General features: G+C 34.1%; 21 protein-coding genes. 9 read left to right on the top strand and 12 right to left on the bottom strand.

What is annotated here, in order from left to right:
• Positions 1 to 20: 20 nt before the first annotated feature.
• On the bottom strand, positions 21 to 386 hold the full coding sequence (locus tag AC6CHK_RS15745) for a DUF1304 domain-containing protein (protein ID WP_498097773.1): 366 nt from the start codon (positions 384 to 386) through the stop codon (positions 21 to 23).
• A 64-nt stretch (positions 387 to 450) separates the two neighbouring features.
• Between AC6CHK_RS15745 and AC6CHK_RS15740 the strand changes: the two genes are divergently transcribed.
• Together AC6CHK_RS15740 and AC6CHK_RS15735 are read left to right on the top strand one after the other, a co-directional pair.
• Positions 451 to 1,023, top strand: coding sequence for a Crp/Fnr family transcriptional regulator (locus AC6CHK_RS15740; RefSeq protein WP_498097771.1), 573 nt, complete (start codon positions 451 to 453; stop codon positions 1,021 to 1,023).
• A 65-nt stretch (positions 1,024 to 1,088) separates the two neighbouring features.
• Complete coding sequence (locus tag AC6CHK_RS15735) at positions 1,089 to 1,532, top strand: carboxymuconolactone decarboxylase family protein (protein ID WP_498097769.1); 444 nt, start codon at positions 1,089 to 1,091, stop codon at positions 1,530 to 1,532.
• A 72-nt stretch (positions 1,533 to 1,604) separates the two neighbouring features.
• Here the strand turns inward: AC6CHK_RS15735 and AC6CHK_RS15730 are convergent, their stop codons facing one another.
• From AC6CHK_RS15730 to AC6CHK_RS15720, 3 genes are all read right to left on the bottom strand, one after another.
• The gene (locus AC6CHK_RS15730) at positions 1,605 to 2,354 is read right to left on the bottom strand and encodes a type 1 glutamine amidotransferase domain-containing protein (RefSeq protein WP_498097767.1); all 750 of its coding nucleotides are present in this window, start codon (positions 2,352 to 2,354) and stop codon (positions 1,605 to 1,607) included.
• 143 nt (positions 2,355 to 2,497) lie between these two features.
• Entirely contained in the window at positions 2,498 to 2,785 is a 288-nt protein-coding gene (locus tag AC6CHK_RS15725; RefSeq protein ID WP_498097765.1) for a putative quinol monooxygenase, read from the bottom strand.
• Positions 2,782 to 3,399: an NAD(P)H-dependent oxidoreductase gene (locus AC6CHK_RS15720; protein ID WP_498097763.1), complete on the bottom strand. Its 618-nt coding sequence runs from the start codon at positions 3,397 to 3,399 to the stop codon at positions 2,782 to 2,784. The genes AC6CHK_RS15725 and AC6CHK_RS15720 overlap by 4 nt, the downstream gene beginning before the upstream one ends.
• Positions 3,400 to 3,608: 209 nt before the next feature.
• Here AC6CHK_RS15720 and AC6CHK_RS15715 point away from each other — a divergent pair, with 209 nt between their 5' ends.
• The 3 genes from AC6CHK_RS15715 to AC6CHK_RS15705 all read left to right on the top strand — a co-directional run bounded on the left by AC6CHK_RS15715 (position 3,609) and on the right by AC6CHK_RS15705 (position 6,578).
• Positions 3,609 to 4,517 carry a LysR family transcriptional regulator gene (locus tag AC6CHK_RS15715; protein WP_498097761.1) on the top strand — a complete coding sequence of 303 codons (909 nt, stop codon included), beginning with the start codon at positions 3,609 to 3,611 and terminating at the stop codon, positions 4,515 to 4,517.
• Between the two features lie 66 nt (positions 4,518 to 4,583).
• A complete protein-coding gene (locus AC6CHK_RS15710) occupies positions 4,584 to 5,456 on the top strand; it encodes an aldo/keto reductase (RefSeq protein WP_498097759.1) in 873 nt (290 codons plus the stop codon).
• Between the two features lie 66 nt (positions 5,457 to 5,522).
• Entirely contained in the window at positions 5,523 to 6,578 is a 1,056-nt protein-coding gene (locus AC6CHK_RS15705) for an NAD(P)H-dependent flavin oxidoreductase (RefSeq protein ID WP_498097757.1), read from the top strand.
• Between the two features lie 38 nt (positions 6,579 to 6,616).
• Here AC6CHK_RS15705 and AC6CHK_RS15700 read toward each other — a convergent pair whose 3' ends face one another.
• From AC6CHK_RS15700 to AC6CHK_RS15665, 8 genes are all read right to left on the bottom strand, one after another.
• Complete coding sequence (locus AC6CHK_RS15700; protein WP_498097755.1) at positions 6,617 to 7,954, bottom strand: UDP-N-acetylmuramate--L-alanine ligase; 1,338 nt, start codon at positions 7,952 to 7,954, stop codon at positions 6,617 to 6,619.
• A gap of 2 nt (positions 7,955 to 7,956) precedes the next feature.
• A complete protein-coding gene (locus AC6CHK_RS15695) occupies positions 7,957 to 8,397 on the bottom strand; it encodes a hypothetical protein (protein WP_498097753.1) in 441 nt (146 codons plus the stop codon).
• A gap of 7 nt (positions 8,398 to 8,404) precedes the next feature.
• The gene (locus AC6CHK_RS15690; protein ID WP_498097751.1) at positions 8,405 to 9,211 is read right to left on the bottom strand and encodes a lysophospholipid acyltransferase family protein; all 807 of its coding nucleotides are present in this window, start codon (positions 9,209 to 9,211) and stop codon (positions 8,405 to 8,407) included.
• 28 nt (positions 9,212 to 9,239) lie between these two features.
• On the bottom strand, positions 9,240 to 9,869 hold the full coding sequence (locus AC6CHK_RS15685; protein ID WP_498097749.1) for an NUDIX hydrolase: 630 nt from the start codon (positions 9,867 to 9,869) through the stop codon (positions 9,240 to 9,242).
• A 75-nt stretch (positions 9,870 to 9,944) separates the two neighbouring features.
• Complete coding sequence (locus AC6CHK_RS15680; protein WP_498097747.1) at positions 9,945 to 10,391, bottom strand: ankyrin repeat domain-containing protein; 447 nt, start codon at positions 10,389 to 10,391, stop codon at positions 9,945 to 9,947.
• A gap of 130 nt (positions 10,392 to 10,521) precedes the next feature.
• On the bottom strand, positions 10,522 to 12,081 hold the full coding sequence (locus AC6CHK_RS15675) for an Rne/Rng family ribonuclease (protein WP_498097745.1): 1,560 nt from the start codon (positions 12,079 to 12,081) through the stop codon (positions 10,522 to 10,524).
• Positions 12,082 to 12,425: 344 nt separating this feature from the next.
• The gene (locus AC6CHK_RS15670; RefSeq protein WP_034674127.1) at positions 12,426 to 12,716 is read right to left on the bottom strand and encodes an HU family DNA-binding protein; all 291 of its coding nucleotides are present in this window, start codon (positions 12,714 to 12,716) and stop codon (positions 12,426 to 12,428) included.
• 139 nt (positions 12,717 to 12,855) lie between these two features.
• A complete protein-coding gene (locus tag AC6CHK_RS15665; protein WP_498097743.1) occupies positions 12,856 to 13,527 on the bottom strand; it encodes a LuxR C-terminal-related transcriptional regulator in 672 nt (223 codons plus the stop codon).
• Between the two features lie 178 nt (positions 13,528 to 13,705).
• On the opposite strand from AC6CHK_RS15665, the gene tssO (AC6CHK_RS15660) reads away from it, so the two are divergent.
• The 4 genes from tssO (AC6CHK_RS15660) to tssR are packed head-to-tail and all read left to right on the top strand — an operon-like array spanning position 13,706 to position 18,174.
• Entirely contained in the window at positions 13,706 to 14,236 is a 531-nt protein-coding gene (gene tssO / locus AC6CHK_RS15660; protein WP_498097741.1) for a type VI secretion system TssO, read from the top strand.
• A gap of 17 nt (positions 14,237 to 14,253) precedes the next feature.
• The gene (tssO, locus tag AC6CHK_RS15655; protein ID WP_498097739.1) at positions 14,254 to 14,763 is read left to right on the top strand and encodes a type VI secretion system TssO; all 510 of its coding nucleotides are present in this window, start codon (positions 14,254 to 14,256) and stop codon (positions 14,761 to 14,763) included.
• A gap of 46 nt (positions 14,764 to 14,809) precedes the next feature.
• Entirely contained in the window at positions 14,810 to 15,721 is a 912-nt protein-coding gene (locus AC6CHK_RS15650; RefSeq protein ID WP_498097737.1) for a PKD domain-containing protein, read from the top strand.
• 53 nt (positions 15,722 to 15,774) lie between these two features.
• Positions 15,775 to 18,174: a type VI secretion system protein TssR domain-containing protein gene (gene tssR, locus AC6CHK_RS15645; protein ID WP_498097735.1), complete on the top strand. Its 2,400-nt coding sequence runs from the start codon at positions 15,775 to 15,777 to the stop codon at positions 18,172 to 18,174.
• Positions 18,175 to 18,287: the final 113 nt, after the last annotated feature.

Raw genomic sequence — 18,287 nt, 5'->3', positions numbered from 1 at the left:
TAAAAAATTATGAATAAACTTTACTTCAACAAAACAGCCACAATCCCCAAAATTGCCGGCAAAGCCTGAACAAAAAATATTTTTTTCGTCGCAGAAATTGCACCATAAATTCCGGCAACCGCCACACAAATCAGAAAAAATAAAGCAATATTTGTTTGCCATTTCGGATCTTCGATGAACAGCGACCAAATCAGTCCCGCAGCAAGAAAACCATTATAAAGTCCTTGGTTTGCAGCTAAACCTTTTGTGGGCTTAAACATTTCTGCGGGCAAAGCAGATTTGAAAACTTCTTTTCCTTTGGTTTCCCATGCAAACATTTCCATCCAGAGAATGTAGATGTGTTCTATTGCGACCAATGCGATAATTATTTTTGCGACGATTTCCATGATTTATTGTTTTGTCATTGTAAAACTAAAAAAATAAAGCTAAGTTTGGTTACATAATTTTAAAATGGAAATTTTCAAAGCACATTTAGATAAGTTTATCACCTTAAATGATGATGAATTTGTTTCTGTATTTTCTTTTTTTCAGGTTTTGGATGTAAAGAAAAAACAGGATTTGATGCTTAACGGCGAAGTTTGCAAATCTATGTTTTTCGTTCTAAAAGGCTGTTTGAGAAAGTTTTTTGTGAACGAAAAAGGAATAGAGCAAACTACAGAATTTGCCATCGAAAACTGGTGGATTACGGATACTTTTGCATACGAGAGACAGATAAAATCAGATTTTAATATTCAGGCGGTCGAAAAATCTACAATTTTGATGATTGATTTGCAGGCGCAGGAAGAATTACTGAAAAAACATCCTGCAATGGAACGCTATTTCAGAATGATTTATCAAAGAGCTTATGCGGCTTCGGAAAGAAGAATCCGTTATTTATATGAATTGTCGAGAGAAGAATTATATATACATTTCAGTACACAATATCCTTGGTTTATTCAGCGGATTCCACAATATTTAATTGCCTCTTTTTTAGGTTTCACACCGGAATATTTAAGTGAAATCAGAGCAAAATTACGTTCTTAAACCAGCTTAAGATTTTTACGTTTTATAAATAAGATCTTTGCATTAGAAATTTAAAATAAAATAGTATGAGTTCAAGAATTAACATCGCAAACACAGACACAGCAGCCTACAAGGCAATGATGGGACTGGAAGAATATCTTCAGAATACTTCATTAAACCACACTCAAAAAGAATTGATTAAAATCAGGGCTTCACAAATCAACGGTTGTGCTTTCTGTCTCAGTATGCACACCAAAGATGCTGTAAAATATGGTGAAACTCCGCAAAGAATTTATCTTTTAAATGCCTGGCGAGAAGCTTTGGAATTGTACACCGAAGAAGAGCAAATAATTTTGGCAATGACGGAAGAAATCACTTTAATCAACCAAAAAGGATTGACCGAAGAGACTTATTATAAAGCAAAGCAACTCTTTGACGAAAAGCAGATTGCAGAAATTATTATGGCAATTGTAACAATCAATTCATGGAACAGAATTGCAATAAGTACACATTTGCCAATCATGAAATAAATCTGAAATGATTATTAAAAAAGAGCTTTCGATAATTGAAAGCTCTTTCTTTTAGTAGTTAAATAAATAAGATTATTTTTTCAGTTCTTTTAAAATTGCTTCACCAACACTTTTTGCAGATTGTGGATTTTGTCCTGTAATCACTCTTTGATCTGTAACTACATGATTTTGCCAAAGCCCGGATTTTTCAAATTTTGCGCCTCTTTCTTTCAATTTATCTTCAAGAAGAAAAGGAACAACATTGGTAAGTTTCACTTCAGATTCTTCTTCATTGGTGAAAGCATTGATTTTTTTTCCGTCAACTAAATATTTTCCATTATTTAATTTAATATTGACCAAACCGGCAGGACCGTGACAAACTGCAGCTACAATTCCACCGTTTTCATAGATTTTTGAAGCAATATTGGCCAATTCCGTATTATCTGCGAAATCCCACATGGCGCCATGACCTCCGGCGTAAAATATAGCTGAATAATCATCAGTATTTACTTGTGAAGGCTGCAAAGAACGATCAATTTTGTCTTTGTCTTTGCTTTCCCAAAATTCTTTGTTTGTTGGATCTTTCAGGTCAAATCCGTCAACTGGAGGATTTCCGCCTTTTGGACTTACAAAATCGATTTCATAACCTGCTTTGTGCAAAACTTCCCAAGGATGCGAAACTTCACCAAGATAATATCCGGTATTTTCGCCTGTATCACCTTTTTTGTCATGACTTGTCACAACGAATAAAATTTTCTGGTTCATATTTTTTGATTTTTTGGTTTGCGATTGTGTAGATCCTATTGTAAATAATACAAGAATTAATAATACTAATTTTTTCATATTTATTAATTTTTCTAACCATTAAGGCTTATGTAAGGAGTTTAGAGTATTAGATTTAGCAGCGCTTTAAGCGGTGTACCTTAAAAAATCTATTGATTTCCCTTAATGAATCTTATACCTTAAATTTTCTTAATGGTTTAATGTTAAATAATTTCGGTTAAATAAATTTGAGGTTTTTCCTGCAATTTTTCATCAGCTAAAGCTCCAAAAGCTTGAATATATGGTTGTTGATTATGTTTTGTCAAACCTTCTTCCCTTTTCCAGATTTCGTAGAAAACAAATTGATTTTTATCTTCAATTCCCTGATGAAGCGTATACAATTCGCAATCTTCTTCTTTTCTGGTTTCAGTTACCATATTTTGAAGGATGTCTAAAACTTCATTTCTGTACTCTTCTTTGGCTTTTATAATTGCTGTAAGATATATTTTCATGACGCTAATTGTGGTTTAAGTTCTTTCTTAAAAACGTTTTCAAGATGTTCCTTATAAATTTTCATGTCACGTTCGATATTTGCATTTTTTTCAACATCATGAAAATGAAAGCTTTCCATTTTTTCTAAAGATACAAAAGCATTCATTCTGTGAAAACCAAAAAGCGGTCCGTTATCTACACTTGTCTCGTTGAAAAATTCTCCCGGAAGCGTAAAAGCAGTTTCAGGTGCATTCCAGCTTGTAGTTACCATATATTTTCTTCCGCCAAGCATTCCGCCGGTTCCGTAATTGATTTTTGGATTATCCGAAGTTCTTCCGTCGTTCATGTAAATTCCTTTTGCGTGACCAGCTGTGAAAACTTCATCAATATATTTTTTTAATCCGTTCGGAAGCTGAAACCACCAAATCGGCGTGTGATAAATGATATAATCTGCCCAGACAAATTTCTGAACTTCTTCATTTGTATCGTAACCGTCATTTATATTTGTGATTTTAACTTCTATATTTTCAAATTGTTGCAATACTTTTAAAGTGTTTTCTGCAATTGTCTGGTTGTATTTTCCGCCGGAATGTCCGAAGTTTTGTCCACCATTTATTATGAATACTTTTTTCATTTGTTTATGATATTAAATTTTACTTTGCAAAGTTAAGTTCGATTTTTGTATAATTAAAATAATATAATTAATACCTTTGTATCAGAATTATGATATTTAAAAAATGAATTGTGAATTGTCAATTCGCTTTTGCTTGTCAATTTTTTATGCTGAAAGAATATCTGTAATTCATGGTATTAAAATTCACAATTTACTTTATAAAAATAATTATGGTCAATTTAGAATGGTATCGAACTTTTAAAGCGATTTATAAAACCGGAACGCTGACCGGAGCGGCAGATTCTTTATTTATTTCGCAACCCGGCGTGAGCCTGCATTTGGGTTCTTTGGAAGCTTATGTCGGATATAAATTATTTGACAGAACCGGCAGAAAAATGATTCCGACGGAAAGAGGAAAAGTCTTATTTAATGCTATTTCGGATCCACTAACGAAATTGGAAGACGTTGAAAAAAACTTTCAGAAATCTACAGAAAAACATACGCCAACCATAAGTGTGGGAATGTGTTTTGAAACTTTTCAGACCACTTTGGAGCAATATGTTTCTACTTTACCTTTCAATTTAATTATCAGTTTTGGCGAATATCCTGAAATGCTGGATCAATTGGATAAAGGAATTTTAGACTTAATAATCACACCTAAAAAAGGAACGTCGCCAAATATTCTGCATGAAGCTTTTTCTTCTGAACAAATTATTCTGGTGGGTGGTAAAAATGTTGATAATGAAAGTTTTAATGAAACTTTAAATTCTAAAGGCATCGAATTTGCCGAAGAATGGCTGAAACAGGAAAAATGGTACGGAACGACAGGCGATATGGAACATCTTTTTCAGTTCTGGATTTTGAATTTCGAACACAAGCCGAATTTCCGACCGAATTATATTGTTCCAAATTTAAATTCTATCATTCGTTGTCTGAAAGGCGGAACAGGTTTGGCGGTAGTTCCGGATTTTTTATGTAAAAATGAAATTGAAAGCGGTGACATAAAATTAATTTGGGAAGGCGAGAAAAAGCTCGAAAACACGTTGTATTTCGGATGCAGAAAAAAAACCAATTATCAATCTGAAATTGATCATATTAAAGGATTATTCAGAAAAATGATGAGCAAAGAAGAAGGTTAAAAATTAGTCAAAATTCAAAATTTTATTGGAAATTTGTTTAATATAAATACTCGCAAAATAAAAAACATGGAACAGAAAAAATATTCAGGGCAACCTGTCATAACATTAAATAACGGGATTGATATCCCCGCTTTAGGATTCGGAGTTTGGCAAATGGAAAACTTAAAAGAGTGCGAAAATGCCGTAACCAAAGCCATCGAAACGGGATACAGAATGATTGACACCGCTGCAATTTATCAAAACGAAACTGCGGTTGGAAATGCCGTGAAAAATAGTGGAATAAGAGAAGAATTATTTGTGACTTCAAAGCTTTGGGTTCAGGATGCAAGTTATGAAAAAGCGAAAAGCGCTTTCCAAAGAACATTAGACAGATTGCAGATGGATTATCTGGATATGTACCTTATTCATTGGCCTTACGGGAATTTTCCAGGCGCCTGGAAAGCAATGGAAGGATTGTATCAGGAAGGTAAAATAAAGGCAATCGGTGTTTGTAATTTTACGGTTGAAAAGTTGGAAGAACTGAAGCAAAATTCAACAGTTTTGCCGGTTATTAATCAAATTGAACTGCATCCGATTTTTCAGCAAAAAGAGCTTCAGGTTTACAACAGAGAAAATAATATCATCACTCAACCCTGGAGTCCGCTTGGAAATGGAAATGCAGGACTTTTGGAAAATAATGACTTAAGAAATATTGCACAAAAACACAACAAAACGGTTGCTCAGGTGATCTTAAGATGGCATTTGCAGGAAGGATTCTGTGTGATTCCAAAATCTGTAACACCTTCCAGAATTGAAGAAAATTTCAATGTTTTTGATTTTAAATTATCGGAAGAAGAAATGAGTATCGTCCGTTCTTTAGATACGGGAAAAAGATTGTTCTTTGATCCGAAAGATCCGGCTTGGGAAGAAAAAATGTTGAATGCTGTGGCAGATATTTAATAAAGGTTTGACGAACTTGAGAAGCAAAATCTTTGCTTCTTTTTGTTAATTTAAACAAGTAAAATTATGCTTTTTGACGATACTATTTTAAGCAGATTGCATGTAAAATATCCCATCATTCAGGCTCCGATGTTTGGAGTGAGCACGCCAGAAATGGTAGCTGCAGCAAACAATGCAGGCTGCTTGGGATCTTTGGCTTTGGCAGATCTTTCTGTGGATAAATCCATTGAGTTGATCAAAGAAACAAAAAAACTTACAGATCAACCTTTTGCTGTCAATATTTTTGTTCATCATATTCCGGAAATTACAAGTTCTTTAGAGCAGAAATATATAAAAACAAAAAAGTTTATTGAGAATTTTGCTGATAATAATAATATTAAAGTCAACCTTCCGGATCTAAAAGATATTCAAATAAATAGTTATTATGAACAAATTGATGCGATCATCGATGAAAATTGTGAAATTCTAAGCTTTACATTTGGAAATCTTGATGACCAAAGCATTCATAAATTAAAAGAAAAAGGAGTGACGCTTATCGGAACCTGCACCTCGGTTGAAGAAGCTTTACTTTTAGAAAGATCAGGAATCGATATTATTTGTGTACAAGGTATTGAAGCGGGAGGCCACAGAGGAACTTTTGATGCTGAAAATATTCCACAAATTGGCGGTTTATCTTTGTTTTCGCGGGTTTATGATCATGTAAAAGTTCCGTTGATTTATGCTGGCGGGATTTATAATGCTAAAACTTTGCAGGCTTCCAAAAATTTAGGAGCACAAGGTTTTCAGGTGGGAAGTATGTTGCTTGCTTCCAAGGAAAGTGCTTTGCAGCCTTTTGAAAAAGAAAAACTTAAAAATATCAAAGAAAAAGATATTGTTTTAACGAATACATTTTCGGGACGTTATGCAAGAGGAATTAATAATATATTTATTGAAAAAATTAACAATTCAGAATATATTTTGCCTTATCCTTATCAAAATAAATTGACTAATGAATTGCGCCGTGCTTCAAAAAGTTTACAGAATGCAGAGTTTGTGAGTATTTGGGCAGGGCAATCGATCCACAATTATAGTGAACTTTCTACAGAAGATATTTTAAAAAAATTAATTTTAGATTCCGAATAATAAAGCAAAACTCCTTTCAATTGAAAGGAGTTATTTTTTTATTTCGTCAAATCCAGACCGCCAAAATTCCCCGAACTCATCATCAGAAAAACTCCGTTGGTTTTGTCTAAAGTTTCCCAATAAGCGTGAAGTTCATCTGCGTTGGTGAAAACTTTCAGGTTTGCGTTTTTAAATTTTTCTTTAATTAAGTCAGGCGAAATTGGCTCCATTCTTTTGATTTTCAAAGCATCTTCGGAATAGAAAACAATGGCTTCTTCCAAACCATCCATCGCATGATCGTATTGTTCTAAAAAAACAGGATTTAAGCTCGAATAGGTATGAAGCTCCAGAAAACCGTATTTTTTTTCTTTTTTAAATTGTTCGCAAAAAGCTTTTATAACTGCTTTTACTTTACTTGGAGCGTGTGCAAAATCTTTGTAAAGTGTTCCGTTATCTTGTCTTTCTACTTTTTCAAGGCGTTTTGAGGCTCCTTTAAAACTCATGATGGCTTCATAAAAGTCTTCATCCATGATTCCCAATGTGTGACAAATATGTCTTGCGCCTTCCAGATTCAACAGATTGTGAGCGCCAAAAACAGAAAGTGGAATATCGCCCATTTCAGTTTTTAACAGCACTTTTCCGTTGCTGATTTCATATTCAGGCGTTTTGTAAGGGATTTTTCTGAAATAGTTTTCAGCGCTTTCAACCACTTTTACGACTTCGGGATCTTCTTCATTATAAACTAAAACTCCGCCCGGAGTGATGCTAGCAACAAATCTTCTGAACTGTTCAATATAATCATCAAAGGTTTTAAAAACATTGATATGATCCCATGCGATTCCGCTCATTAAGGCAATATTCGGCTGATACAGCAAAAACTTGGAGCGAAGATCAATAGGAGAGGAAAGGTATTCATCACCTTCCAAAACCATAAAATCATTGTCTTTTGTGAGTTTTACCATACAATCAAAACCTTCCAATTGAGCTCCCACCATATAATCCACATCTTTCTGATGAAAATTCAAAACATGAAGAATCATTGAAGTGATCGTTGTTTTACCGTGAGAACCGGCAATTACCACACGAGTCTTTTCTTTCGATTGCTCGTAAAGAAATTCAGGATATGAATAAATTTTTAAACCTAATTCTTTTGCTTTTGCTAATTCAGGATTATCTTGATGTGCATGCATTCCTAGAATTACGGCATCAATATCGGAAGTTATTTTTTCCGGAAACCAACCCAATTCTTCGGGAAGAATTCCTTTTTTTTCCATTCTTGATTTTGAAGGTTCAAAAATAGCATCATCCGAACCTGAAACTTCATATCCTTTGTCTTTCAACGCAATAGCAAGGTTGTGCATGGCACTTCCTCCGATGGCAATAAAATGGGTCTTCAAATTTATTTAGTGTTTTTTACGTTTTTACTGATGATTTCCTGGAATGCGTTTACGATATTATCCCAATTGGCTTTGTGTTGAGGCATAATAAGGCTGGCATCCGTTTTATTTCCGCTATTGGCTCCGTTTTTTACATTGATCGAAACAGAAACGCGGTCATATATCTTTTTGTGATCTTCGGATATTTGTCTGAAATTGTTCTGGCTCAGCACATGATCTAAATTTTGAATTTCTTCATCGGTCAGTTTAAAACTTGTTTTGATTTTTTTTTCCTGGACTTCGAAAGAGTAATTTGCGGTATTTCCTTTTATAAGAAGGTTTTCGTAGATCGGGGCATAGCCGCCGCTTTTTGAATAACTGATATCAAAATCCGAATATGCTTTTTGGCTGTTACATGAAACAGTGATCATGATCGCAAATAATATTCCTATTAATTTTTTCATAATTACTTTAGTTTTGAGGTTTAGATTGCTCCGATTTCTTTGCTTTTAATTCTTCGTCATAAGTGTGCAGCAAATTAAAATCTTCAGTCTGCTCAATGGCAGTCATGATTTTAAGCAAAATTTCATGTGCATTTTCCTTGTCATAATCAATGTCAAGCGGTGGTTTGAATTCCATTGTAGGTTTCACGCCGGTTACTTTCACACGAAGTCCTTTTTTATCAAATGCTCTTCTAAAACCGTTTATTTTTATTGGTATTACAATTGGACGCTGATTTTTCACCAATTTAGCGGTTCCTCTTCTTCCTTGCGCAAAAGCAGCAGTCGTTCCCTGCGGAAAAGTAGCAACCCAGCCATTATCCAAAGCTTTCATGATATTGTCAACTTCTCCCAAATCGACCATTCTGTTGACATTTTTACCTTCGGCTCTCCATGTTCTTTTTACGGTAACAGCGCCTGCAATTTTAAAAATTTTAGGAAGAATTCCTTTATTCATCGTTTCTTCGGCTGCAACATAATAAAAATCTACTCTCGGATTGAGAAGGTAAATAGGATTTTTAATGGTGTTTAAATATCCGTTGTTTACAGCGCAGAAAGCGTGATACATTGCTGCTACATCAGCAAAATAGGTTTGGTGATTGGATACGAAAAGCACATTAGAATCCGGAAGGTCTACAAGATTTTCTGTTCCTGTGATTTTAAGTTTGTTGAAACCATTGAACCTTCTGTAAGAAACAATTCCCAAGATGAAAATTATAATCCTTTTTAAAAAATACGGAGTTCCAAATGAGTCCGTAAAAATGTTTTTCTTCGCCATCTTTCAATTAAACATAATAGTTGCAAAGTTACATTTTTTTAATCAATTGGCTGAATTCGCTTAAAATCATCGCCGTAGCTCCCCAGATAATATATCCGTTGAAATTGATGACCGGAACTTCTTTGCCTCCGGCACCGGAAAGTGCCATTATTTCAGGAGAATCCGGAAGGTTTAAAAATGAAGTGATGGGAAATTCGATCACCTCAACAGCTTCGGTTTCCTGCAAAATAAATTCGGGATTTTTTTTCGTGTAAGAAATATACGGATACACATAAAAATTGCTTGGCGGAATATAAATAGGAGACATTTCTCTGATGATTCTCACATAATGTTTCTCGATGCCTATTTCTTCTGATGTTTCCCGAATGGCTGTTTCTGCAAAATCTCTGTCCAATTCTTCGCGTTTTCCGCCGGGTAAGGAGATCTGGCCGCTGTGTCTGTCTCTTTCGTTTTCAGTTCTTTGTATCAGCGGAAAATACCATTCATTGTCTTTTAAGTATAAAACGATATTAACGGCCGCAAATTTTGGATTTTTTTCAATAATCTGATCATGACTGAAAATAGCACGGTAAGGCGGGGAAAAAACACCGTGCGCATTGACTCCCGGTAACTGTACTTCTTTGATTTTTCTTAATAAATCTTTTCCAAAACTTCCCATACCTCAAATTTAGTAATATATCTTTGAGAAAGAAAGAAGAGCCATGTTAATTAAATATAATTTTTTAACCAGATTTTATTTTTGAATTCTTGAATTTAAATAGTCTTCTATTTCTTTTTGCTTATATTTTTGAGCGTAATAAAATGCATTTGCACCTTTGTTGTTTCTCAGATCAGCATTTGCTCCGGCTTCGATAAGTTGTTTTACCATAGCCGATTTACCATATTTTGCGGCAAACATCAGCGGAGATTTATCTTCACAAATTTTATTAAGATCAGCTTTTTGGTCAATGAGTTTTGAAAATACCTTTTGCTTATCCATTTTTATGGCGATGTCCAATAAAGAATAAGTTTTTTCTTCCAGCTCAAAACAATCATCAATGCTTAGTTTTTGATTCTTTAATTCGTCAACTAATAATTCTGCATCATCTGTTTTGAAAGCATGTTTCATTTTGTCTGTTATTATTTGCGAAAAAGCCAAAGTAGAAACCAATAAAGTGAAGATAAATAGTAATTTTTTCATTTTAAATGTTTTTTATACACAAATATATATTTAATTTAAGACCAATAAAAATATTGCTCCTGAATAAGGCTAAAATTTGACAGAAAAAAGCCTCCAGATGATCTGAAGGCTTTTTGTTTTTGTTTTTGTTTTAATTGGAAAATCCTATTAATTCTTCTTTTTTAGAATTATAAATTTTGTATTCCAAATATTTAAATGAATCCCGCGGGACAATGGTTACCCATTTTTTGTATTTCATAAACCATTTCACTTGTATGCTGTTGATTCCTTTGGTAAGATAAGCTTCTACGAAAGGATGCACATGCAGATAAAGTTTTCCTTTTTCCTTCTGCATAATGGTTCTGATGGTGTCACCCATTTTTTCTACAATCACGATCGGAGCTACAATTTCTCCGTGCTTGTTTGGGTTTTCTTCTTTGGTGTCGATTTGTTTTTCCGGACGGTTTCTTTGTCTGGTAATCTGTATCAACCCAAATTTACTTGGCGGTAGAATTTTGTGTCGTGCTTTGTCACGGCTCATTTCTACTCTTAGATGCTCATAAAGATCTCTTCTGTGATCGGCATTGGTCATGTCGATAAAATCTACGACGATGATACCGCCCATATCACGAAGACGAAGCTGTCTTGCTATTTCTGTGGCTGCCATTTTGTTTACGTTGAGCGCGTGTTCTTTGTTGGCAGTATTTCCTACAGTAATGTTGTTTCCGGAGTTCACGTCTATTACGTGCAGTGCTTCTGTGTGTTCTATCACAAGATAAGCACCTTTTGAACTTGGAATATTTACGTGTTTTCCGAAGCTTTGTTTAAGCTGCTTTTCAACGTTATAATATTCGAGGAGGGGAATGTGTGAGTTATAAAACTGAACGATATTTTTGCGTTCGGGAGCTATAACTTCGAGATAGATTTTCATTTCTTCAACCATTTGCTCGTCGTCGCAAATGATATTTACAAAATCCTGGTTAAAATTATCTCTTAAAATAGACGATGCCTTATCATCTTCACTCAATACCTTTGATGGGACTTTATTTTTCTGAATATTCTTGAAAGTGCTTTCCCACTTCTGAATCAGCTGATTCATATCATTGTGCAGGTCGGCAACTTTCTTTCCTTCAGCTACGGTTCTGATAATGACGCCGAAACCTTCAGGCTTGATGCTGTCTATCAGTGTACGAAGTCTTACTTTCTCTTCGGAGCTGCTTATTTTTTTTGATATCGAAACTTTGTTATCGAAAGGAATTAATACCAAAAAACGTCCTGTAAGAGAGATTTGAGTAGATATTCTAGGCCCTTTTGTAGAGATCGGCTCTTTGGTAATCTGCAAAATTACCGTATCATCTTTTGTGATGATTTTTTCTACTGTTCCGTGCTTGTCGATTTCGGGTTGTATTTCGAAATTTTTTAAGCTGGATGTATTTTGTTTTTTAGAAACCGTGTCTTTCAGGAATTTTTTATAGGTAAGATATTGTGGCCCAAGATCCTGATAATGCAGAAACGCATCTTTATCGTATCCGATATTTACGAATGCTGCATTAAGGTTTGGCGCCAGTTTCTTTACTTTTCCTATAAACAAATCTCCGACTACAAAATCATTTTTGTCTTCCTCCTCATGAAGTTCACATAGTCTTCCGTCCTCCAACAAAGCAATCTTTGTGAGATCATCTTCATGCGAAACTATTAGTTCTTTCTTCATTTTGTTATAAGATATTTTTTAATAAGATTATCAGTATTCATTTAAGTAATAAATTTTAAATTTAATAAATATAATGTTAAATTCTTAAAATTTCAATAATTAAATGGATCTGATTATTAGCGATCTTATCCTGACAAACAAAAATATAGTCGGTGCATATAAAAAATTAAATACACCAACTATATTAATATATTAAAAATCCGAGGGAAAATTATTTTTTCTTATGTCTGTTCGCTCTTCTTCTTTTCTTTCTTTTGTGAGTTGCAACCTTGTGTCTTTTTCTTTTCTTTCCGCTTGGCATAATGTTAATTTTTTTTGTTAACTAGTTAATATTCTATTATTTTTTATTTTACTGCAACTTTAGTTTTCACTTTTTCCACAAAAGATTTTGATGGCTTAAAAGCAGGAATGTTGTGTGCAGGGATTTCGATTGCAGTGTTTTTAGAAATGTTTCTTCCAGTTTTTGCTGCTCTAGTTTTAACGATGAAAGATCCAAAACCTCTTAAGTAAACATTGTCTCCATTATACATAGAAGTTCTGATTTCCTGCATAAAAGCTTCTACAACTTTCTGTGTTTCATTCTTTTCTGTTCCCAACTTATTTGAGATGGTGTTTACCAATTCTGCCTTTGTCATTTCCTTTTTAAATTTTAAATTTTAGGTGTGCAAATTTAGTCAAAAAAATTGAATAGTAACAAATTAGTAGCGAAAATATTTCGGGTAAACGGCTGACAATTTTGTGATTAGTGTAATATTATGACACAAAAACCGCTTTTTACATGCTGGAATTATAGTATCCGTTTTCTACGCAGAAGCGGATCAGGTGAAGTTTTGTCTTTAAGCCAAGCTTTTCAGTAAGCCTGTTGATGTAGGTGTCAATCGTTCGTGGGCTAAGATTCAGTTTTTCTCCTATCTCCTTGTTACTGAAGCCTTCATAGCAGAATTTCATGAGCTGTATTTCTGTTGGCGAAAGCCCTTCCTGGCTCTTTTTTTGTCTGTTCATATATTCCTGTACGGCCAATGGCTGCTGTTTCCAGTTTTCGGAATATTGTTGATAATCAAAATCTTGTGAAGTTATCCTGCCTTTAATGATATCTTTAATAATATTACTGTTTTTTTGACAATAATAGATATTAGGAATTTTTGCTAAAATATCGGCCATATCTTCCTGATAAGTACCGGAATAGGTAATGATTGGCGTTTCTGTGTTGTTTTTCCGGATAAACTTTATAGCTTCTATTCCGCTCAAAACCGGCATGAAAAGTTCTATAATAAAAACATCCTCCTGTCTTCGGTAGATCCTGTTGATGAGCTCGTGCCCATTGTTGCAGTCATTAAGGAGCATATTAAAAGGGTTTTCCAGCAGCGTTTTAATCATTATTTTTTTAAAATAAAAATCGCTGTCGGCTATAGAAAACCTAACCATATTGGTCAATATTTTACTCATTTTATTTTTTGTGATTTGGTATGGCTAAAATAAAATTTTGTTCACTAAAGTATGAAAATCTTTCGAAATGGAAAATTAAACTTATAATTAAATAATTGTAAAGTATTATAAGTGTAAATTTAATTTTGTGCGTAAGTATTTTTTTTCATATTTTCACAACCCAAACCAAATCACAATTATGTCTACAAATAGGGAGAAAAAATTGAATAAATCCGACGTCAGAATAGGTATTTGGAAATTTATCCTGTCTTTCGTCGTATTATCTTTAATTTCCTTTTGCTCAGTTTTTTTCTTTTTCAAGAGTTATGATATTCAGCGAAAAGGAATAGAAAAGGAAGTTGAAGATTACAGGGACTTGCTCCGCCGAAGTGCTACGCTGAAAATTCAGGTTGACAGTATTTACTACAAGATGTCTTTATTGGACAGAAATGATGTAGATAATGATATTTTTCTCAGAAATCAAATTTTTGATAATGTGCGCGATGCGAAAAGCTTAATGCGTGAAGACAGTGCGAAAAATCTCAAGCATTACGCTGTTCTCTTAAATAAAATCGGGCCTATGCTCTCCTTAAAAAGTAAAATTATCGAAGTAACCAATAAACAACAGATCGCCATACGCAATCTGAACCAGTGCATGGGTAAAGTCGATCATATCAACAACCAGTGGAGAGTAGATCCTACAAGAAAATTTACAGGAAGAAGAAGGTAACCTAAAACAGAAATATTATGCAGGGACAAGTTACATTATCAAAGAACGAAAAACGATATCAGTTTGTTTATCTGATATTGATGCTTATTACGGCATTGATTTTTTTCAGTATACTTTTTCTAAACAATTTTGCATCTCCTTTTTCATCTTCTTCAGAATTTATATCGTTGGAGACTTTAGATCAGAAAGCGAAGTTTGATGAGCGTCAGAAAGTAATGCAGGTGATTGTAGATTCTACTTTCAGCAAGATCGAAAACCTTACCGCCGAAATGCCGCAGCCTGTGGAAGAAAATGATATCAAATACAATATTAATGATATCAACAGTGCTTTTCAGAATCTCAATACCAATGATTTAAGGAAAGAAGGATATCCGCAGATCGCTATGTTTTATATGATGCATTTTTATGATAAAAAAAATGTTTCCAAAATATCCGAAGACATAAAAAAGTTTGAAAAACAGTATGAAGAATGTACAATAGGCTATAGAGAAAAAAAGCAAAACCTGCTGCAACGAAAAATGAATTAATATTTATGTAAATAAAACACATCACAAAACATCACAAAAATTAACTATGAATTATTTTCAAAAGAACAGGAAAAACATCATCATTGGTGTTATCGCTACATTGCTTATTGCTGCACTGGTTGCATTGTGGCTTCAAAAAAAAGTTATTCATTCTTCTGATGATATTGTAGGAGTTGTATATCCGGCATCTATAAGGGTAGGTGATACTCTTAATTTTAAGGACCAAACTCCGTTCGCAAAACAAAAAAAGTGGGATTTTGGAGACGGTACCACATCAGAACAGAACAAAGGATTTCACTTTTACAATAAGCCGGGTTATTATAATGTAACTCTTATTATTGATAATAAATATTCAAAATCTTTTCCGATTCTGGTTTCGGCAAGAAATATTACCAGGCCTAAAGACAGTTTAGAAATCGCTACCACTATTGATGCGCAAACACAGGCCAATCAGTTTGAAACTGTTCAGTTCAGAGCAATTTCTGATGCTACACAATTTAGCTGGAAGTTTGGAGAGTCCGGAAGGATAGATTCTAAAGAAAAAATGGCAACCTACTCTTATCAGAAACCCGGTAATTATGTTGTGACATTATATACTGATAAAAACGAACCGCCTGTTTTGCATAGTATAACAATACGTCCGGGATATGATAATCTGGATGATGAAGAGCTTAAAGTAGATGACACGTACGAGAAAATGGATAATGATTTTAAATATCATTTGCAGCAGATAGCCAACGGCAATAGTTTTAATATGCATTACAATTATTTGCTGAACAAGTATTTATGCAATAACGAAAATGCAATCGTGGATGTGAAAGACAGTAAAGTAAACAATTTTTATCTGTATTGCGCAGGATTGCAGTTTGATAAAAATGTTGTCATTCAAACAGTAAAATTGAATTTTAATGATACTCAGACTTGCGTGACAAAAGTCGACATCAACCAAAGCAAATAAATTATCGTCCAAACATTCATCCGGACACAACACCAATCATAAAGTAAAATAAGATGAAGAATAAATTACCTTTAGCTGCTTATTATATAGGCTTGTCGGTATTGCTTACCGGCTGCCAGGTAAAGTTACCCTCAAAAAAAACTCCTGAACCCAAACAATATGGGCAAATCGATAATTCGCCGGTTATTGATGGTTTTTCCAAAAAATCAGTTCCGTGGATTGCTATTTCAGACAGGTCAAGAAATACCGCTTATCTTGATAAAAGTGATGAAAAATCATATAAGGAAGTTAAATTTTTAGAGCCTTTGATGGTTCTCAAAAACAGAGACGGAATGGTAAAAGTAGCAGAATATATTCCTGATGCTTTAATGAAAAAAGTGTCTTCAAAATCTGTGAAAACATACGGCTGGATTCCGGAATCGGATCTTCTTCTCTGGAATAATTCTTTAAGAAACGAAAAAACCGGATATCCTGTAAGAGTAGCAGTTGTGCCAAATCATCCTGAAGTTATCAAAAGCGCTGAGAGATATTACAAAAATGATTCAATCATGGTTTTTAATTCTCCTAGCTTAATAGAAAATGCGAAGGTGAAGATTCCAAACGGACAGATGGTGTACGTTTATAAAATGGCAGAAAACAATAAAAGATTTTTGGTAGGTAAAAAACCATCTGTTGATATGGATAGTATCAGCACTGGTATTTATGGCTGGGTGAGCTCTGATGTGATTTCTCCTTGGGGCGAACGTTCAGCAGTAAAAATGAAAAATCCAACCGGTATCAAAGAAACTGCATTGGGAATTCATGAAGGATCGCCAGGAGGTACTGATGCAGATAAAAGAACAGCAATTTTCCTTACTGATGTTGATAAAAGAACACCACTTGAGAATATTTTTCCGGTCAATTTATCCCTAAATGATACCATTGCTGGGGATACCAAAACGAAATATTTTACAAATGTTTTAGATTACAGCAAAAATTATGTTTCCAATGTTTTAGGTGACGAGATTTACTTCGATCGTTATAGAGAAATTATTGAAAAAAACAAAAAAGCAAATATTGTTTTTGTTTTGGACGTGAGTGCCGCAAATGCTCCTTATACGCCTATAGTAAAGTCATTGCTTCAGGATCTTCAGTTGAAATTTGAAAAACCGTCTTATTTTAATTCAATTAAATATGGCGTGGTACTTTACAAAAATAATCCTTGTGGAGAAAATGTAGTACCGTCGCCATTAAGTAAAGATTACAGCAAAATAACGGCATTTATTGATGATAAGATTAACGAAATGAACTGCCAGAGTACAGGAGGAAACCAGCCAGTTAATGAAGGTCTGATTGCAGCTGGAAACTTGCTGTCTGAAGTTCCGGACGAGACCAATATTGTGATCACTATAGGTACTTCTGCCAATAGAAGTGGAAATATGTATGGTGTAATCAACTCTTTGACGCAGGCGCAGGCAAAATTGATCATGTTCCAGACCAGTGCCAGGTCTGCGGACACATACAATGATTTTGTTTTGATGGCAGAAAACATTGTGACCAATACTGCTAAAAACGTTGCTGAACTCAAAAAACAGAAAATCATCAATCAAAGTGATGTTTTGATCAAGAATAATTTCAATCTGATTGAAGGTGATGCAGGGTTCTATTCGCTAGACTTCCCAAAACAAAGTATGGCTCCCGGATTTGTTATTTTTCCTAAAAAAGGAGATATTGGAACTCCTGGATTTTTGAAAAAAGCCGTAGACAGTTTGATTGTTCAGGTAACTGCAGACAATATAATGATTGATAATTCGCTCAACGAGAAATTCCATTCATCGGTAGGAGCTGGCAGAACTCACGTCGATTTCAAATATAAATATATGTATCCGGGATTGACAAACCCTGTTCCTTTTGGTATTGCAGCACAATTAATCAATTATGGAAATCCATTTTTGGTGAAAGGCTACATTCCTAAAGATTTAAAAGATTTAAAATCCGGAATGGAAAAAGGAATCTTAATTTCAGAAACAGAATACGATAATCTTAAAGCTTTTTATACCGAAGTTTATAATAAAACAGGAGCAGAAAGAGCTGATTTCAAGCAGGCAAGAGCTTTAAAAGAATATATTAAACTTTTAAAAAAATACAATCCGACAGTGAAATTCCTGGATAAAGGTGAGTTGTATGAGCAGCCAATGTCTTACGCGGTAGGAGTAAGCACAGGTTTTGATAATTCCGAAGAAGAATTAATGTCAAACTATAAGCTTAAAGGCTGGAAAAAGTCTAAAATTATTACCAATGAGCAGGCGAGAACGTATTTTAAACATTACAAAGATCTTGCAGAAAGAATGCTGATCCACAGAAATAATCCTGCTGTAAAAATAAAACAAAACGGACAGGAATTTTACTGGCTCAACGAATATTTTATGCCGACCATGTTACCGGTCGAAGTGCCGGAATATACTCAACATTAAATAGTTATACAATAAATTAAAACGGAAATTACCTTCCGTTTTTTTTATTCTTAGTTCGGTTTTTATTATATTTGAGTACCAAAATATCACAAACTATGTCAGATCAATCTCAT

It is taken from the genome of Chryseobacterium sp. GQ58 (assembly GCF_059758895.1).
The sequence above is the reverse complement of the archived record's forward strand: the minus strand, read 5'-3'. Positions and strand labels throughout refer to the sequence as shown.

Bases quoted from the DNA above. Each gene is read 5' to 3' on its own strand.
- AC6CHK_RS15745 (WP_498097773.1), bottom strand. From the start codon at position 386: ATGGAAATCGTCGCAAAAATAATTATCGCATTGGTCGCAATAGAACAC.
- AC6CHK_RS15740 (WP_498097771.1), top strand. From the start codon at position 451: ATGGAAATTTTCAAAGCACATTTAGATAAGTTTATCACCTTAAATGAT.
- AC6CHK_RS15735 (WP_498097769.1), top strand. From the start codon at position 1,089: ATGAGTTCAAGAATTAACATCGCAAACACAGACACAGCAGCCTACAAG.
- AC6CHK_RS15730 (WP_498097767.1), bottom strand. From the start codon at position 2,354: ATGAAAAAATTAGTATTATTAATTCTTGTATTATTTACAATAGGATCT.
- AC6CHK_RS15725 (WP_498097765.1), bottom strand. From the start codon at position 2,785: ATGAAAATATATCTTACAGCAATTATAAAAGCCAAAGAAGAGTACAGA.
- AC6CHK_RS15720 (WP_498097763.1), bottom strand. From the start codon at position 3,399: ATGAAAAAAGTATTCATAATAAATGGTGGACAAAACTTCGGACATTCC.
- AC6CHK_RS15715 (WP_498097761.1), top strand. From the start codon at position 3,609: ATGGTCAATTTAGAATGGTATCGAACTTTTAAAGCGATTTATAAAACC.
- AC6CHK_RS15710 (WP_498097759.1), top strand. From the start codon at position 4,584: ATGGAACAGAAAAAATATTCAGGGCAACCTGTCATAACATTAAATAAC.
- AC6CHK_RS15705 (WP_498097757.1), top strand. From the start codon at position 5,523: ATGCTTTTTGACGATACTATTTTAAGCAGATTGCATGTAAAATATCCC.
- AC6CHK_RS15695 (WP_498097753.1), bottom strand. From the start codon at position 8,397: ATGAAAAAATTAATAGGAATATTATTTGCGATCATGATCACTGTTTCA.
- AC6CHK_RS15690 (WP_498097751.1), bottom strand. From the start codon at position 9,211: ATGGCGAAGAAAAACATTTTTACGGACTCATTTGGAACTCCGTATTTT.
- AC6CHK_RS15685 (WP_498097749.1), bottom strand. From the start codon at position 9,869: ATGGGAAGTTTTGGAAAAGATTTATTAAGAAAAATCAAAGAAGTACAG.
- AC6CHK_RS15680 (WP_498097747.1), bottom strand. From the start codon at position 10,391: ATGAAAAAATTACTATTTATCTTCACTTTATTGGTTTCTACTTTGGCT.
- AC6CHK_RS15675 (WP_498097745.1), bottom strand. From the start codon at position 12,081: ATGAAGAAAGAACTAATAGTTTCGCATGAAGATGATCTCACAAAGATT.
- AC6CHK_RS15670 (WP_034674127.1), bottom strand. From the start codon at position 12,716: ATGACAAAGGCAGAATTGGTAAACACCATCTCAAATAAGTTGGGAACA.
- AC6CHK_RS15665 (WP_498097743.1), bottom strand. From the start codon at position 13,527: ATGAGTAAAATATTGACCAATATGGTTAGGTTTTCTATAGCCGACAGC.
- tssO (WP_498097741.1), top strand. From the start codon at position 13,706: ATGTCTACAAATAGGGAGAAAAAATTGAATAAATCCGACGTCAGAATA.
- tssO (WP_498097739.1), top strand. From the start codon at position 14,254: ATGCAGGGACAAGTTACATTATCAAAGAACGAAAAACGATATCAGTTT.
- AC6CHK_RS15650 (WP_498097737.1), top strand. From the start codon at position 14,810: ATGAATTATTTTCAAAAGAACAGGAAAAACATCATCATTGGTGTTATC.
- tssR (WP_498097735.1), top strand. From the start codon at position 15,775: ATGAAGAATAAATTACCTTTAGCTGCTTATTATATAGGCTTGTCGGTA.